The 15,640-nt window shown below is 59.3% G+C and carries 14 protein-coding genes; 10 read left to right on the top strand and 4 right to left on the bottom strand.

Annotated elements, in window-relative coordinates:
• The first annotated feature begins 3 nt into the window (after positions 1-3).
• The 6 genes from MRBLMS1_RS07805 to MRBLMS1_RS07780 all read left to right on the top strand — a co-directional run bounded on the left by MRBLMS1_RS07805 (position 4) and on the right by MRBLMS1_RS07780 (position 5,420).
• A complete protein-coding gene (locus tag MRBLMS1_RS07805; RefSeq protein WP_485878716.1) occupies positions 4-936 on the top strand; it encodes a DUF4123 domain-containing protein in 933 nt (310 codons plus the stop codon).
• A gap of 40 nt (positions 937-976) precedes the next feature.
• Entirely contained in the window at positions 977-1,429 is a 453-nt protein-coding gene (locus MRBLMS1_RS07800) for a DUF3304 domain-containing protein (RefSeq protein WP_485878715.1), read from the top strand.
• A 273-nt stretch (positions 1,430-1,702) separates the two neighbouring features.
• Entirely contained in the window at positions 1,703-2,155 is a 453-nt protein-coding gene (locus tag MRBLMS1_RS07795; protein WP_485878713.1) for a DUF3304 domain-containing protein, read from the top strand.
• Positions 2,156-2,159: 4 nt separating this feature from the next.
• Complete coding sequence (locus MRBLMS1_RS07790) at positions 2,160-4,331, top strand: phospholipase effector Tle1 domain-containing protein (protein WP_485878712.1); 2,172 nt, start codon at positions 2,160-2,162, stop codon at positions 4,329-4,331.
• 38 nt (positions 4,332-4,369) lie between these two features.
• Complete coding sequence (locus MRBLMS1_RS07785) at positions 4,370-4,822, top strand: DUF3304 domain-containing protein (protein ID WP_485878710.1); 453 nt, start codon at positions 4,370-4,372, stop codon at positions 4,820-4,822.
• Positions 4,823-4,967: 145 nt separating this feature from the next.
• Positions 4,968-5,420: a DUF3304 domain-containing protein gene (locus tag MRBLMS1_RS07780; protein ID WP_485878708.1), complete on the top strand. Its 453-nt coding sequence runs from the start codon at positions 4,968-4,970 to the stop codon at positions 5,418-5,420.
• Positions 5,421-5,470: 50 nt separating this feature from the next.
• Here the strand turns inward: MRBLMS1_RS07780 and MRBLMS1_RS07775 are convergent, their stop codons facing one another.
• Positions 5,471-6,325, bottom strand: a complete 855-nt coding sequence (locus tag MRBLMS1_RS07775) for an SIS domain-containing protein (protein ID WP_034750862.1) — start codon at positions 6,323-6,325, stop codon at positions 5,471-5,473.
• Between the two features lie 86 nt (positions 6,326-6,411).
• The gene (gene zwf / locus MRBLMS1_RS07770; protein ID WP_034750861.1) at positions 6,412-7,884 is read right to left on the bottom strand and encodes a glucose-6-phosphate dehydrogenase; all 1,473 of its coding nucleotides are present in this window, start codon (positions 7,882-7,884) and stop codon (positions 6,412-6,414) included.
• A 563-nt stretch (positions 7,885-8,447) separates the two neighbouring features.
• On the opposite strand from zwf, the gene MRBLMS1_RS07765 reads away from it, so the two are divergent.
• Positions 8,448-9,401: a chemotaxis protein gene (locus tag MRBLMS1_RS07765; RefSeq protein WP_034750860.1), complete on the top strand. Its 954-nt coding sequence runs from the start codon at positions 8,448-8,450 to the stop codon at positions 9,399-9,401.
• A gap of 202 nt (positions 9,402-9,603) precedes the next feature.
• Here the strand turns inward: MRBLMS1_RS07765 and MRBLMS1_RS07760 are convergent, their stop codons facing one another.
• The gene (locus MRBLMS1_RS07760) at positions 9,604-10,500 is read right to left on the bottom strand and encodes an SMP-30/gluconolactonase/LRE family protein (RefSeq protein WP_485878705.1); all 897 of its coding nucleotides are present in this window, start codon (positions 10,498-10,500) and stop codon (positions 9,604-9,606) included.
• A gap of 14 nt (positions 10,501-10,514) precedes the next feature.
• A complete protein-coding gene (pgi, locus tag MRBLMS1_RS07755) occupies positions 10,515-12,179 on the bottom strand; it encodes a glucose-6-phosphate isomerase (RefSeq protein WP_485878703.1) in 1,665 nt (554 codons plus the stop codon).
• Positions 12,180-12,515: 336 nt separating this feature from the next.
• Here pgi and edd point away from each other — a divergent pair, with 336 nt between their 5' ends.
• The 3 genes from edd (at position 12,516) to MRBLMS1_RS07740 (ending at position 15,637) form a co-directional block, all read left to right on the top strand.
• A complete protein-coding gene (gene edd, locus MRBLMS1_RS07750) occupies positions 12,516-14,429 on the top strand; it encodes a phosphogluconate dehydratase (RefSeq protein ID WP_485878701.1) in 1,914 nt (637 codons plus the stop codon).
• A gap of 3 nt (positions 14,430-14,432) precedes the next feature.
• The gene (locus tag MRBLMS1_RS07745; RefSeq protein WP_070303463.1) at positions 14,433-15,062 is read left to right on the top strand and encodes a bifunctional 4-hydroxy-2-oxoglutarate aldolase/2-dehydro-3-deoxy-phosphogluconate aldolase; all 630 of its coding nucleotides are present in this window, start codon (positions 14,433-14,435) and stop codon (positions 15,060-15,062) included.
• A 62-nt stretch (positions 15,063-15,124) separates the two neighbouring features.
• A complete protein-coding gene (locus MRBLMS1_RS07740; protein WP_456150729.1) occupies positions 15,125-15,637 on the top strand; it encodes a Rhs element Vgr protein in 513 nt (170 codons plus the stop codon).
• Positions 15,638-15,640: the final 3 nt, after the last annotated feature.

Genomic DNA, 15,640 nt, shown 5'->3' with positions numbered 1-15,640 from the left:
GCCATGATGTACTTTGCCATCGATGTTCCCGACCCGGAAGTTCCAGCGCTGATCGCGCAGCAACTGCAGGCCTTGCGTGCGGACGCGGTAGTGGCGAACGGCGGCCAGTCCCTGCATCTGCTGGTGCTGCTCGACGGCGCCTGCGACGAGGAATTTTTCACCAAGCGCTACCCGAGTCGCTTGCGGCGCCAGTCGCTGTATGCGCACACCTCGCTGCAAAACTTCAAGAGCGCCGCACCGCATCTAATGGCGGCGCCATCGGCAAGCAGCGAGCAGGCCGAGTGGTTGCAGCGCCTGTTTTCGCTGTGCGCAGGCAAGCCCATGCTCAGCATCATCGCCAGCACGCTCAATATCGACCAGCTGGAGCAGCATCTGCGCCCCTATTTGATTGCCATCACGTCAGACACCGTCGAATGGCCCGTGCGCTGGGCCGATACGCGCATATTGCCGGCCTTGCTGACGGCTTTGACCCCAACGCAGTCTGCGCATTTGCTGAGTCCCATCTACCGCTGGTGGTCACTGCGGCGCGATGGCTCGCTGATCAGTTGGCAGGGCGAGGCGCAGACCAGTCCCGTCCCTGCGGAGTTTGATAAATTTCCCCTCGGCGACACCGCCTTTGCCGCCCTGGTGGATATCGCCGAGGCCGACGCCATCCTGGCCAATCTGCATGATGTGCAGCCGGACCTGTTTCATTCCGGCACCCCGGCCGAGTGCCACGCGCGCGTGGTGCGTCATTTGCTTGTGGCAAACGCCAGCGGCATCGAGGCGGCGGGCCAGCGTCAGCATTTCAGCGCCCTGGCCTTGATGCTGGCCGATGATTTTACCTTGCATCCTGCGATGGCCAGTCTGTTGCGGCGCACGCGCCAGGGGGCGAATTATCTGTCCGAGCTCGACACGCTGCCCGACGATTTCTGGCAGGCGCGCTCTGCTGCCTAGCCTTGTTCATTCAACTGCTTACTTTGATAAAAGGAAAATCGTGAAATGGATTATGTATCTTGGCACTGCCTTGCTGCTGAGCGGTTGTGCGGTCAAGGCCAGGCAGATTGAAGAAGCCGGTCCAAGTCCTACCGCGGCGGCGCAGGTGGGTATTGTCAACCATACGGGGAAGTATATTTATTCCGCATCGGTGGATGGAGCTGGAGGGGGGAATATGGCCAGATGGGGGGCTGGCGGGGCAAATATTTGCTGCGCATCGATTCCCCGCGTATGGCATCCAGGAATGAATGTCTTGGTGCGGTGGAATATGCCTGAAGGGCACACTGATGTCATTAAGGAAAAAATGGTCGAAATTGAAAAATATGGTAGGCCAGGAGATATTTATATGCACTTTTTTGAGAATGATGAGGTGAGAGTTGTTGTGTCGAATGATGCAGGATATGGAAAAGATCATCCGATTCAACACATGGCTAATCCATCGACTAAAAAATGAATCCTTAGGATTAAAGCACCACCTTTCAAGGCTACGATCCCTGTCGATGTTTTCTTAAAGCCAGACGTGCGTGATCAGCCAAAAAAAATGCTCAAGGTACATGTGACGTGGCTTCAGACGCACTGTGTAACATAGCTGGCCAGCAGTTGCGGCGGACGCGCCAAGGGGCAAATTACCTGTCCGAGCTCGACACGCTGCTCGACGATTTCTGGCAGGCGTGCTCGGCTGCCTAGCCTTGTTTCTTCAACTGCTAACTTTTATAAAAGGAAAATCATGAAATGGATTATGTATCTTGGCACTGTCTTGCTGCTGAGCGGCTGCGCCCTCAAGTCCAAGCAGGTTGAGCAAGTCGGCCCAAGTCCTACCGCGACGGCGCAGGTGGGTATTGTCAACCATACGGGGAAGTATATTTATTCCGCATCGGTGGATGGAGCGGGAGGGGCCAATATGGCCAGATGGGGATCGGGGGGAGCTGATGTTTGTTGTGCTTCTATTCCGCGGGTATGGTATCCGGGAATGAAAGTCTTGGTGCGTTGGAATATGCCTGAAGGGCGTACCGACGTTATCAAAGAAAAAATGGTGGAAGTGGAAAAATATGATGAGCCTGGGGATATCTATATGCATTTCTTCCCCAATGATGAGGTGAGAGTTGTCGTGTCAAATGCCGGAGGGGGGGCAAAAACTCATCCTATTCTTCACTCCGGCAAACCTGACAATATTCCTTGATATTATGATCAGTGAAACTCCCAATTCCGCGCCGTTTCCCGTCGATTTCTTTCTAAAACCGTCGACGAAAGAACAATCCGAAATTACCAAGGAAGCATGTGCTAAGAACGATAGCGCGCCGTGCAGTATTCCAGTAAGGGTTGGACTTTTCTTTGATGGAACCAATAATAATCTGGAACGCGATAGGAATGGGGTTAGAACAGGCGTGCTCGACCCGAAAACAAAGAAGCCTATTCCTATAAGTAATGCTGTAGTCGACGCCAATAGTGCCAGTCATAGCAATGTGGCGCGGCTATTTTCGAGTTTTCCATCGAATAAACGGGGTACGGGATATTTTCGAAATTATATTCCTGGCGTCGGAACTCCATTTGTTGAAATCGGTGAATTGACTGAATCGGATGAGGGGAAAGCTTTTGCCAAAGGAGGGCAGCCGCGCATTATCTGGGGATTGTTGCAGGTTTTAAATGCAATTCATCGAACGGTATATGGAGATGAAATTCCATTATATAAATCAGATAAGGCTGGCGAACTTGCCCGTGCTTATGATAATGCCGTAGGCCACAAAAAGGTACCGCATCCCTCAACTGGCAGAGAACGTTTCATGACCCACTCTGACTGGTTCGCTGAGCATATTGAAAAACTCACAGCGACGATGGCGGCACAACCGAAACCGCATATTCCATCGCTGACCCTGTCCGTGTTCGGTTTTTCGCGGGGTGCCGCCGAGGCGGTGGCGTTTTGCCAGCTGTTTGCCGATTTGCTCACGCCGGGCGAAGGTGAGGTGCAGAAGTTTGCCGGCATCCCCGTCAATATCGATTTTCTTGGCGTCTTCGACACGGTGGCAACCGTGGGCAGTTCGGCGTCTGTCGCGAAAACCACGATCGCGCCTGGCGCGATGTTCGATGGCCATTGGGCTTGGGCCAATGAATTGCTCAAACCGTTGCCATCCTGCGTCATGGCAGGCTTGCATTGTATTGCCACGCATGAGCAGCGCATGAATTTTCCTGTCACGCGCCTGAAAGGGAAAATCGAGGAAGTGTATTTCCCTGGCGTGCACTCGGACGTGGGAGGCGGCTATGGTCCGGGCGAGCAGGGAAAGGGACGCGGCGGACAAGCGGCCTTGCTGTCGCAAATCCCGCTCGCGCATATGTTCAAGGAAGCGCGCCTCAAGGGCGTGCCCTTAATACCGTTCAGCGAACTGGAACTTCGCGATCAGGAGGATTTCCAGGTCAGTCAAGAGCTTGCCAAGGCGTGGGAAGCATATACCGCCGCGCTGGACAAGCAAGGCGCCTTGCTGAGCAAGCATATGGAGCTGTATTACCGCTGGCGCGCCGCGCGCGTCAAGACACTGGAAGCCACGGCCAGCTTCAAGGCGGCCAACGCGCAGGAGCGGGAGGATCTGGGTTCCTACAACCGCTTGCTGGCAGGCGATCTGGAAGCGCTGCGCGCGCGCAAAGCCTTCCGTCATGGTGATGAGGGGCAACCGTTCAGCGCCCGGGATATTGCGCGCATCAATCACTGGCAATACTATCGCGCGCAAAATCACACGCCCCTGGATAAATGGGAAGAATTTGCGCTCGATATATTCGATCACCCCAAACCGCTGCCGCCCGAAGTGATGCGTTTTTTTGACGACTATGTACATGATTCGCTGGCCGGTTTTTATATGGCGGGCGAAGTGACGGAATACGACAAGCGCGCCAAGATCGCCTCGTTCGCCAATAAACCGCCTAAAGACGGCTTTTATAAACGCGCGTATGAGTTCAACCGGAAGACCGAAGCCGCGCAACTGAAACAGAAGAATGGCGAAGCATTGACGCCGGAAGAGGAAGCACTGGTCAAGGAAGCGCAGTACGGCACTCCCTATCCAATCCGTACGGATGCCGACAGCGCTGACATGCGCAGCGGGGTGATCACCACGCAAACCTATACGCGTCGCGAGGGCGGTGGCTATATCCTGCGCCGTGGCTATTACCCGCAAAGCGGCTTCTTCCGGAAAAGCGTGCACGAAAACGAGTTGCAACGCATGCCGACGGCTGGCATCAAGGCGAAAGAAACACCCGAAGAATTCGTGTGGAGCGAAAACTTGATACAAGATATTGCGCAAGCCAAAGCCGATGAAGAGATTTACCTGGCGCAGCAGCGCTATGCAACGCGGACCAATGCGCTCGCATAGGACGTAATTTCAGCGCGGCTGGAGTCGAAAGGAAAAATATGAAATGGATTATTTATCTTGGCACTGCTTTGCTGCTGAGCGGCTGTGCGTTCAAGGCCAGCCAAGTTAAGGAAGCCGGCCCAAGTCCTACCGCGATGGCGCAGGTGGGTATTGTCAATCATACGGGAAAATATATTTATTCCGCATCGGTGGGTGGGGCCGGAGGGGCCAATATGGCCAGGTGGGGAGCGGGAGGGGCAGAAATTTGCTGTGCCTCTATCCCGAGAGTGTGGTATCCGGGGATGATGGTCCGGGTGCGGTGGGATATGCCGGATGGACTAAAACATATTATTAAAGAAAAAATGGTGGAAGTGGAAAAATATGATAGGCCAGGAGATATCTATATGCATTTTTTTGAGAATGACGAGGTGAGAGTTGTTGTGTCAAATGTGGATGGCGATAGTAAAAATCATCCTATTCTTCATTCCGGAAAACCTGCCAATCTTCCTTGATAGGATGATTGATGAATTTTCATTTCTGGACCGCTACCGAGCACTTTTTCTTGAAGCATCCACGCGTGGGCTGTCCTATATTTTTTATTGCCGTATATGGCGGCAAAGTTAAAAACGACGTGGCATTCTCTGCAAGGTGAAAATCATGAAATGGATTATTTATCTTGGCACAGCCTTGCTGCTGAGTGGTTGTGCGTTCAAGGCCAGCCAGGTTGAGGAAGCCGGTTCAAGTCCTACCGCGACGGCGCAGGTGGGTATTGTGAATCATACCGGGAATTTCATTTACTCCGCATCGGTGGATGGGGCCGGAGGGGGGAATATGGCCAGATGGGGGGCGGGACTTGCCAATATTTGCTGCGCATCCATTCCGCGAGTGTGGTATCCGGGAATGAAAGTCCTGGTGCGATGGGATATGCCGGATGGGCTAAAACATATTGTTAAAGAAAAAATGGTGGAAGTGGAAAAATACGATGAGCCTGGAGATATCTATATGCATTTTTTTGAAAATGACGTGGTGAGAGTCGTTGTATCAAATGCAGGAGGACGTGGAAAAACTCATCCTATTCTTTATTCCGGAAAACCTGCCGATATGCCTTGATGTCTGTCGCGAAAAGGATGAGCGCCAGCGAGGCTGGCGCCGATGGGGGATCAGCCGATGAATGAATCGAACTGCATGTCGAATTCCTGCAGCGCCTTCTGCGCATTCTGCATCTTCTTGCGGAATTCAGGTCCCCGCTGCAGGGCCAGGCCCACGGCCAGCACGTCGATCACGACCAGGTAGGCCAGGCGCGCGGAAATCGGGGTGTAGGGGTCGGTGTTGAAGACCAGGTCGATCGGGATCAGCACGGTCGCCAGGTCGGCCAGCGGCGTGCCCGATGGGGCCAGCACGACGACGTCGGCGCCGCCGCGGCGTGCCAGTTTCACGGAGCGAACCAGAGCGGGGCTGTTGCCGCGCTGCGAGATGGCCACCAGGCAGTCGCCGCCGCGCAGCAGGGCCGCCGCGATGCTGTGGATATTCGGGTCGCTGTAGGCGACTGTCGGCACGCCCGAGCGGAAGAACTTGTGCTGCGCATCGGCCGCCACGATGCCCGACGTGCCCTGGCCATAGAATTCGATCTTGCTGGCGCGCGACAGGATGTCGAGCGCGCGCTGGATCGCTTCCGGGTTCAGGTTGTTGCGCAGGTCGAGCAGGGTGTTGATCGAGCGGCTGCAGATTTTATTCACCAGGTCGGCCGCCAGGTCGTCCTGCGCGGGCTGCTCGTTCGCGCCCGGCATGGCCAGGGCCAAGCCCTGCGCCAGCTTCAGCTTGAATTCATGCCAGCCGTCATAGCCCAGGGTGCGGCAAAAGCGCACCACGGTCGGTTCCGACACCTGCGCGCTTTTCGCCAGCGCCGTGATGTTCTGGCTGACCGTCTGGTTAGGCTGGTCAAGCACGGCCAGCGCGACCTTTTTCTCCGACTTGGAGAGCGAATCGAGCTGGGTGCGAATGGAATCAAGCAGCATCAGGGTAGTCTTCTGGTAGGTGTTCAGGAGTGTGGGGGTAATAGGTAAAAGGCCTGCCCATCTGCGGGCAGGCCCCTGTTTGCCTGTTAATCCTCGGGTAATGCTTCTTCACGCCACTGCAAGCCATCGCGGCCGATCAGGGCGCTGGCGGCCGCAGGGCCCCAGGTGCCTGCCGTGTATGGAATTGGCGCGCTGTCGTTCTGTTCCCAGTTGTCGAGAATCGGCTCGACCCATTCCCAGGCCGCTTCCAGTTCGTCGCCGCGCATGAACAGGGTCAGCTGGCCGCGCAGGACGTCGAGCAGCAAACGCTCGTAGGCGTCCATGCGCGGGGTCTTGAACGATTCGCGGAAATCGAGTTCCAGTTCCGCCGGTTTCAAGCGCATGCCGTCGCCCGGGGTTTTCGCCATCAGGTTCATGCGCAAGCCTTCGTCCGGCTGCAAACGGATCACCAGGCAGTTCGGCTGGAAGCTCGACGTGGGCTGGTTGAAGATCGAGTGCGGGATCTGCTTGAAGCGCACGACGATCTCGGCCAGGCTGTCGGCCATGCGCTTGCCCGTGCGCAGGTAGAACGGCACGCCGGCCCAGCGCCAGGTATCGATTTCCGCCTTCAGGGCCACGAAGGTTTCGGTGCGCGAATGTTCCGGCGCATCCGGCTCGTCGCGGTAGCTCGGCACGGTGGCGCCGTCGACGTGGCCGGCGCGGTACTGGCCGCGCACGATGTTTTGCGCCAGGGTGGTGGGCGTGAATTTTTTCAGCGAGCGCAGCACTTGCAGCTTTTCATCGCGCACGGCGTCCGGCGCGATCGAGGTCGGCGGTTCCATGGCGACGATGCACAGCAGTTGCAGCAAGTGGTTTTGCAGCATGTCGCGCAGCGCGCCCGACGTGTCGTAGTAACCCATGCGGTTGCCCACGCCCAGCTTTTCGGCGATGGTGATCTGCACGTCGGAAATCCATTCGCGGCGCCACAGCGGTTCGAACAGGATATTGCCGAAGCGCAGGGCCAGCAAGTTCTGCACGGTTTCCTTGCCCAGGTAGTGGTCGATACGGTAGATCTGCGATTCCTGGAAGACCTTGCCCACTTCGGCATTGATCTGCTTGGCGCTGGCCAGGTCGCGGCCCAGCGGTTTTTCCAGGACCACGCGCGAATTCGGCGTCACCAGGCCGTTGTCTTCGAGGTTGTCGCAGATCAGCGCGAACAAATGCGGAGGCGTCGCCAGGTAGTACACGCGGGTCAGGTCGGCATCGCCGCGCAGGGCTTCGACCAGCGGCGCGTACGTGGCCGCATCGCTGGCGTTGAGCGACACATACACGATGCGCGCGCAGAATTTGCTCCAGGTAGCGGCATTCAGGGTGCTGGCCTTGATATGCGGGCGCGAGTTGGTTTCCACCATTTTCAGGAAGGCATCCTGGCCGCTGTCCTGGCGGCCCACACAGATGATGCGCGCCGTCGGCGGCAAATCGTTCGCGACGTCGCGCGCATACATTGCAGGCAACAACTTGCGCATTGCTAAATCGCCGCTGCCGCCAAACAGGACCAGGTCAAAATCGGTAAGTGCCATAAGTGAGTGTCGTCGCAAAAGTAAAAGGGCCGGAGCGGGGAGGAAGCCGACCGGAAGTGCCAGTCTGTCGCTACTATAATCGGTGGTGTAAATTTACTACGTAGAACAGGCAATTGCAAGAAATTTTACTACATTCCAACGGCTGCCGTCGCCATTTTGCCCTGTATGCCTGCCAGCGGTGCCGGCATGGTCATTATATGCCGTTCGCTGGCCTTGATAGGCTATCGCGATTTGCACGCGGCGTTTCAAAGTAACCATGGTTGCCAAGGAAATTTCTAGTTCTCTACGTCATCATTTGCGCTGTAGCAACAGGCAAAGCAAGAAATGCTGTCAGGATCGCCGTTGGCAGCGTAAAGTAGCTTTGGAGAAAGTAAAAAACCGTATAATTCAAGCTCGAATCGATAGCAACTATTGGTTGTAAGAAATTGTACGATACACACTGCACCGCTAGCGCCGGCCATGCCCCGAACCCGCCATCCGACGTCCACGCGACGTGCAGTCCGCATTGTCCGCAGCATCAGGGGCAGGCGACTTAACTTTACAAGACGGCTCAAGGGGACACAATGAATTCAATGCAGCAAGATGTCGATGAACGCACCAGCCTGACAGGCAATAACAAATTCGAACTGTTCCTGTTCAAGCTCGGTACCAGTGATCACTCGACCAGCCGCGAACTGTTCGGCATCAATGTGTTCAAAGTCCGTGAAATCATGGAAATGCCTGCCATCACGGCCGTGGCCGGTTCGCACCCGCACATGCTGGGCGTGGTCAATATCCGTGGCCAGATCGTGCCCGTGATCGACTTGCCGATGGCGGTCGGCTGCAAGAGCAGCGGCTTGAAGATCCTGATGGTGACCGAATTTGCCCGCTCGACACAGGCGTTTGCCGTGGAAGAGGTCGATGAAATCGTGCGCCTGGAATGGAACCAGGTGCTGTCGGCCGAATCGAGCGTTGGTGGCGGCCTCGTCACCAGCATCGCCCGCCTCGATGGCGATACGGACAAGACGCGCCTGGCGCAAGTGCTGGACGTGGAGCAAATCCTGCGCAACGTGCTGCCGTCGGGCGACCCGGACGTGGACGAAAACAGCATCGGCCCGCAAGTGCGCTTGCCGGCCGGCGCCGTGATCCTTGCGGCCGACGATTCCTCGCTGGCCCGCTCGCTGATCGAAAAGGGCCTCGAAGCGATGGGCGTGCCTTTCATCATGACCAAGACGGGCAAGGAAGCATGGGAGCGCCTGCAGGCGATCTCGGCCCAGGCGGCCACGGAAGGCAAGACGGCGAAAGACAAGGTCGCGCTGGTGCTGACCGACTTGGAAATGCCGGAAATGGATGGCTTTACCCTGACGCGCAACATCAAGAACGATGGCCGCTTCTCCAACATTCCCGTGGTGATCCACTCGTCGCTGACGGGTTCGACCAACGAAGACCACGTCAAGGGCGTGGGCGCCGATGGGTATGTGGCGAAGTTTGTGGCGGCTGAATTGGCCGAGACGATACGCAAGGTATTGTCGCGGTAATCGGACGCGGCCATGGCCAACACTGTTGTCGGATTACGCGGGCCTTCGTCCCGCTAATCCGACCTACGCCGTTGCGCAAGAAAAAGCGCCGGACCCTCGCGGGTGCCGGTGCTTTTTTTTGCTGGCAAACGATTACGGCTGGACCGCCACGCCTCTGGGCACGTGGTAATCCGACGCAGCCACGGTCAACAATGGTGTCGGATTACGCCTGGTAAGCTGTTTCCGGCTGGCCCGCCACGTCCACGCGCACGGACAGCACGTGGCCCGTCAACGGGTAGTCGGCGATTTCGGCGGCGGAGCGGTTGTGGCTGGCGCTGGTGATGTACAGGGTGCGCAGGTCGGGGCCGCCGAACGTCACCATGGTGGGGCAGCGCACGGGCACGGTGATTTCTCCCAGCAGATGGCCGTCGGGGGCGAAGCGCAAGATCTTGCCGCCTTCAAACATGGCCGACCAGTAATTGCCTTCGCTGTCGACGGCCGCGCCATCGGGGCGCCCGCCGTAATCAAACGCTTTCTTGTCCGTGGAAAAACGCTGGAACGGTTGCGGTGCGGAAATGGCACCCGTGGCTGCGTCGAAATCGAAGCGGTCGATGCGGTGCGTGGTGGTATCCGAGTGGTACATGGTGCGCTTGTCCGGGCTGAAGCCCAGGCCATTCGAGACGGTCATGCCGCCCGACCAGACCTTGCGCACTTGTCCCTTGTCCAGCACGAACATCTCTGCCGCGTCAGCGTTGCGCGGCTCGAAAATCGTGCCGACCCAGAAGCGGCCGGCCGGGTCGACCTTGCCATCGTTGAAGCGCGTGGTGCTCATGTCGAATGGCGCCGGGGCGATTTCCGCCAGGCTGCCCGTCTTCGTGTCGAGGTGGGCAAAGCCGCTGCGCAAGGCCACGATCAGGCCGCCGCCGGCGTTGATGGCCAGCGCCGACGGTTCCGTCGGCATATTCCATTGGTCATGCTTGCCGCTGGCCGGGTGCAAGCGGTGCACGGCGCGGCCATCGATGTCGACCCAGTACAGGGCCGCTTCCTTGCCATGCCAAAGCGGGCATTCGCCCACTTGCATGGCTTTGTCGCTGACTACTTTGATTTCGTAAATATTCATAAACCTCAATTAAGTTAGTACGCCGCCTTGGCGGCTTTCGCCAAGGCAATCAAGCCATTGGTCGAGCTGTCGTGGTGGTCGGGACGGGCTTCGCCCGTCAGTTCGGCCTGGATTTTCTTGGCCAGCACCTTGCCCAGTTCCACGCCCCACTGGTCGAAACTGTTGACGTTCCACAAGACGCCCTGCACGAAGGTCTTGTGTTCGTACAGCGCGATCAGGGCGCCCAGGGTGGTCGGGGTCAGCTGGTCCATCAGGATGGTGTTGCTGGGGCGGTTGCCGGGGAAAGTCTTGTGCGGCACCAGCGCTTCGATCTCGCTTTCCGGCAAGCCTTGCGCCTGCAAATCAAGGCGCACCTCGTCGCCCGTCTTGCCCGTCATGAAGGCTTCCGACTGGGCGAAGCAGTTGGCGAGCAGGGCGTCGTGGTGGCCCGGCAAGTCGTGCGTGGCGCGCAGGGCGGCGATGAAATCGATGGGCGTGATGTCCGTGCCCTGGTGCAGCAGCTGGAAATACGCATGCTGCGCATTCGTGCCGCAATCGCCCCAGATGACGGGACCGGTCGGCACGTCGACGGGCACGCCGTCCTTGGTGACGCGCTTGCCGTTGCTTTCCATGTCCAGCTGTTGCAGATAGGCGGCAAAGCGGCTCAAGTCCTGGTGATACGGCGCGATGGAAACGGAGCCGCAATCGAGGAACTGGCGGTTCCAGAAACCGACCATGGCCAGCACGACGGGCATGTTCTGTTCCAGCGGGGCCTGGCGGAAATGCTGGTCCATCGCATGCGCGCCGGCGAGGAAATCGCTGAAGTATTCAAAACCGACGGACAGGGCCACGGCCAGGCCGATCGACGACCAGACGGAATAGCGGCCACCGACCCAGTCCCAGAACGGGAACATATTGTCCGGCGAAATGCCGAAGTCGACGATGGCTTGCGTGTTGGTCGAGACGGCCACGAAATGCTGGGCCAGATCCTTTTCTTCGCCTTCGAGCAGGAACCAGGCGCGCGCCGTGTTGGCGTTGAGCATGGTTTCTGCCGTAACAAAAGTTTTCGAAGCCACGATGAACAGGGTCGTTTCCGGATCGACCTTGGACAAGGTCGCTTCCATGTCGTGACCGTCGACGTTGGAAACAAAGTGCATTTCCAGGCCCGGGTTGGCGTAGGAGCGCAGGGCCAGGCACGCCATTTTCGGGCCCAGGTCCGAGCCGCCGATACCGATGTTGACGATGTCGCAAATCGGCTTGCCCGTGTAGCCGAGCCAGCTGCCATTGCGCACCTTGTCCGTAAACGCCTTGACGCGTTGCAGCACATCTTGCACGTCGGCATCGATATCCTGGCCATCGACGACCAGCCTGGTGCCGCGCGGCGCGCGCAAAGCCGTATGCAGAACGGCCCGATGTTCGGTAAGATTGATTTTCTCGCCAGTGAACATGGCTTCGCGCTGCGTTTCCACGCCGCGCTCGCGGGCCAGGTCCATCAGCAGGCCCATGGCCGTGGCGTCGACGCGGTTTTTCGAATAGTCGAGCAACAGGCCGGCCGCATCGACGGTCATGCTGGAAAAGCGGGCAGGGTCGGCCGCGAACAGCTGGCGCAGATGCACTTCGCGCAGGCTGGCGCTATGCGCTTGCAGGGACTGGAAACTGGCGGTGGCGGTGATGGCAGGAGTAGGTGCTGGCTGGCGCATGGCGGTCGGCTTGGGTGCTTGTCTCGGTTGAAAGGAGCGCGGCGCGTTCGTCGTGGCGAACAGCGGATCCGGCATTGGTATGAGAATAATACATCAGAAAAACGTAATTTCACTACAGTTTGTGACGCGAAGCGGATTTTGTTGTGCTTTTTTTAGCGATCGCGCCCATGACATATAAGAGCCATGTTTGCCGGTACGTCTATGCGATATTTGCCGGGTTTGCCTTGATACGCCGCAATCTGTCGCTTATTTGTGTTGCTGGCCCATGCAAGAGCGCTTCTTCTTCACTATTTTGTAGTAAAATTTCACGAAATACTCATTTTTAAGGAAATCCATATGGCGCTGCATCCAGTAGTCGAATCCGTAACAGCGCGCATCATCGCGCGCAGCCGGCCATCGCGCGGCGCCTACCTGGCGCATCTGGATGCGGCCCGCATCCAGGGCGTGCAGCGCGGCGCCCTGTCGTGCACCAACCTGGCGCACGGCTTTGCCGCCTTTCCCGCCAACGACAAATTGTCGCTGAAGGAATACAAGAAGCCGTCCGTGGCCATCGTTTCCTCGTACAACGACATGCTGTCGGCGCACCAGCCGTTCGAAGGCTTCCCGCAGATCATCAAGCAAGCCGTGCGCGAAGTGGGCGCCGTCGCCCAGTTCGCCGGCGGCGTGCCCGCCATGTGCGATGGCGTGACGCAAGGCCAGCCTGGCATGGAACTGTCGCTGTTCTCGCGCGATACCATCGCCATGTCGACGGCCGTGGCGCTGTCGCACAATATGTTCGACGCCGCCCTGTACCTGGGCGTGTGCGACAAGATCGTGCCGGGCCTGTTGATCGGTGCGCTGCACTTCGGCCACTTGCCGGCCGTCTTCGTGCCGGCCGGTCCGATGACGTCGGGCCTGTCGAACAAGGAAAAAGCCCAAGTGCGCCAGCTGTATGCGCAAGGCAAGGCGACGCGTGAAGACTTGCTCGAAGGCGAATCGAAAGCCTACCACGGCGCCGGCACCTGTACCTTCTACGGCACGGCGAACAGCAACCAGATGCTGATGGAAGTGATGGGCCTGCACATGCCGGGCGCCGCCTTCATCACGCCGAACACGCCGCTGCGCGATGCGCTGACTGTGGCCGCCTCCCAGCGCGCCGCCGCCATCACGGCGCAGAGCGCCAGCTATTTGCCGGTCGGCCATATCGTCGACGAGAAATGTATCGTCAACGCCGTCGTGGGCTTGCTGGCCACGGGCGGCTCGACCAACCACACCCTGCACCTGGTGGCCATCGCCAAGGCGGCCGGCATCGTCATCGACTGGAACGATTTCAACGAGCTGTCGGCCATCGTGCCGATGCTCACGCGCATCTACCCGAACGGCGACGCCGACGTGAACCATTTCCACGCGGCCGGCGGCACCGGTTACCTGATCCGCGAATTGCTCGATGCGGGCTTGCTGCACGAAGACGTCAACACCATCCTCGGCCACGGCTTGCGCGCGCACTGCATGGAGCCGTTCCTCGGCGAAGACGGCAAGGTCTTCTGGAAAGATGCACCGGCCACCAGCGCCGACGAAAACGTGCTGCGCCCGGCCTCGAATCCGTTCGCGCCGGACGGCGGCATGGTGCTGGTCGCCGGTAACCTGGGCCGCGCCGTGATGAAGGTCTCGGCCGTCAAGCCGGAGCACCGCACGGTCGAAGCGCCGGCGCTCGTGTTCAATTCGCAGGAAGATTTCATGGCCGCCTACAAGGCGGGCACCCTGGACCGCGACTTCGTCGCCGTGCTGCGCTTCCAGGGCCCGCGCGCCAACGGCATGCCGGAACTGCATGCGCTGACCCCTGCGCTGGCCAACCTGCAGGATGCGGGCCGGCACGTGGCGCTCGTTACCGATGGCCGCATGTCGGGCGCGTCGGGCAAGGTGCCGGCCGCCATCCACGTGTCGCCAGAGATTCTCGCCGGCGGCCCGCTGGGCCTCGTGCGCGACGGCGACATCATCCGTCTCGACGCCTTCACCGGCGTACTGGAAGCGCTGGTGCCGGCCGACGTCTGGCACGCGCGTTCGCTGGTGACCGCCGACCTGTCGCCGAATCATATCGGCATGGGCCGCGAGCTGTTTTCCATGTTCCGTTCCACCGTCAGCGCGGCGGAAGAAGGTGCCACCACCTTCGGCCTGCCGTCGCCGATTCCCACCACCGTCGCCTTGCACGACGCCGACAATGTCGGTGATACCGTACCGGGTTCCGATGAAGACTTTTTGGCTAGGAAATAAGAGATGACCATGACACTACTGGAAATTATGCGCACCTCGAGCGTGATCCCCGTGATTGCGATCGACGATCCTGAACACGCCGTACCGCTGGCGCGCGCGCTGGTGGCGGGCGGCATCCGCGTGCTGGAAGTAACCTTGCGCACCAAGCATGGCCTGGAAGCGATCCGCGCCATGTCGGAAGTACCGGGCGCCATCGTCGGCGTGGGCACCTTGACCCGTCCCGAGGAATTCGTCCAGGCGCGCGATGCGGGCGCCGTGTTCGGCGTGTCGCCAGGCCTGACGTCGGCCCTGGTGGCGGCGGCGAAAAGCAGCGGCTTGCCCTTGCTGCCAGGCGTGATGACGCCGGGCGAAGTGATGGCGGCGCGTGAAAACGGCTTCCAGCAGCTGAAACTGTTCCCGGCCGTGCCGGCCGGCGGCATCGGCATGCTCAACGCCATCTACGGCCCGCTGCCGGACGTCACGTTCTGCCCGACGGGCGGCATCTCGCAGGAAACGGCGTCGCAGTTCCTGGCGCTGAAAAACGTCGCCTGCGTGGGCGGTTCGTGGCTGACGCCGAAAGACGCGATCGCGGCCGGCAACTGGGACCGCATCACGGAAATCGCCAAGGCGGCCAGCGGCCTTCGTTCGGTTTAAGCGGTACCCGCGCGGCAGGCTCTACGCTTGCCGCGCTTTTCCCCCTACTCATCATGCGCGTCTTGCGCCGCCCCCTCACCATCGGCGAAACCGCCATGGCCCGCAGCGTCTTCCAGGGCGCCATCGACTACGCGCGCGTGCGCGTCGTGCGCGGCTCCTTTCTACCGTTCGGCTTGCAGGACCAGAACACGGCGATGACGCCGCGCGGCAGCCTGCACTTCATGCCGGCCCAGTACCGCGACGATTTCTCGCGCGAAGGCAACAGCGGCAAGCTGTTCTTCATCCACGAGATGGTGCATGTGTGGCAGTACCAGCTTGGTTACAGCGTGCTGCTGCATGGCGTGCTGCTGGCACTGGGCGGCGGCTACATCGGCCAGCGCGCCTACCGTTACGATGCGCAAGCGGGCGGCGTCCTGTCCGACTTCAACATGGAGCAGCAGGGCGACATCATCGCCCACTACTTCGGTGCGCGCCAGCTGGGCATTCCTGCCTACGTGGCGACGCTGCCGCAGCTGCAGGATATCCTGCAAGGCTTCCTGATCAATCCCGCCGACCGGCGCCTGCTGCCGCGCTGACGC

Origin of the sequence: Massilia sp. LMS1-1-1.1 (assembly GCF_040815535.1) — a bacterium.
GTDB lineage: Bacteria > Pseudomonadota > Gammaproteobacteria > Burkholderiales > Burkholderiaceae_D > Janthinobacterium > Janthinobacterium aestuarii.
The sequence above is the reverse complement of the archived record's forward strand: the minus strand, read 5'-3'. Positions and strand labels throughout refer to the sequence as shown.

Coding starts and splice junctions, on each gene's coding strand:
- MRBLMS1_RS07805 (WP_485878716.1), top strand. CDS start 4: ATGATGTACTTTGCCATCGATGTTCCCGACCCGGAAGTTCCAGCGCTG.
- MRBLMS1_RS07795 (WP_485878713.1), top strand. CDS start 1,703: ATGAAATGGATTATGTATCTTGGCACTGTCTTGCTGCTGAGCGGCTGC.
- MRBLMS1_RS07790 (WP_485878712.1), top strand. CDS start 2,160: ATGATCAGTGAAACTCCCAATTCCGCGCCGTTTCCCGTCGATTTCTTT.
- MRBLMS1_RS07785 (WP_485878710.1), top strand. CDS start 4,370: ATGAAATGGATTATTTATCTTGGCACTGCTTTGCTGCTGAGCGGCTGT.
- MRBLMS1_RS07780 (WP_485878708.1), top strand. CDS start 4,968: ATGAAATGGATTATTTATCTTGGCACAGCCTTGCTGCTGAGTGGTTGT.
- MRBLMS1_RS07775 (WP_034750862.1), bottom strand. CDS start 6,325: ATGCTGCTTGATTCCATTCGCACCCAGCTCGATTCGCTCTCCAAGTCG.
- zwf (WP_034750861.1), bottom strand. CDS start 7,884: ATGGCACTTACCGATTTTGACCTGGTCCTGTTTGGCGGCAGCGGCGAT.
- MRBLMS1_RS07765 (WP_034750860.1), top strand. CDS start 8,448: ATGAATTCAATGCAGCAAGATGTCGATGAACGCACCAGCCTGACAGGC.
- MRBLMS1_RS07760 (WP_485878705.1), bottom strand. CDS start 10,500: ATGAATATTTACGAAATCAAAGTAGTCAGCGACAAAGCCATGCAAGTG.
- pgi (WP_485878703.1), bottom strand. CDS start 12,179: ATGCGCCAGCCAGCACCTACTCCTGCCATCACCGCCACCGCCAGTTTC.
- edd (WP_485878701.1), top strand. CDS start 12,516: ATGGCGCTGCATCCAGTAGTCGAATCCGTAACAGCGCGCATCATCGCG.
- MRBLMS1_RS07745 (WP_070303463.1), top strand. CDS start 14,433: ATGACCATGACACTACTGGAAATTATGCGCACCTCGAGCGTGATCCCC.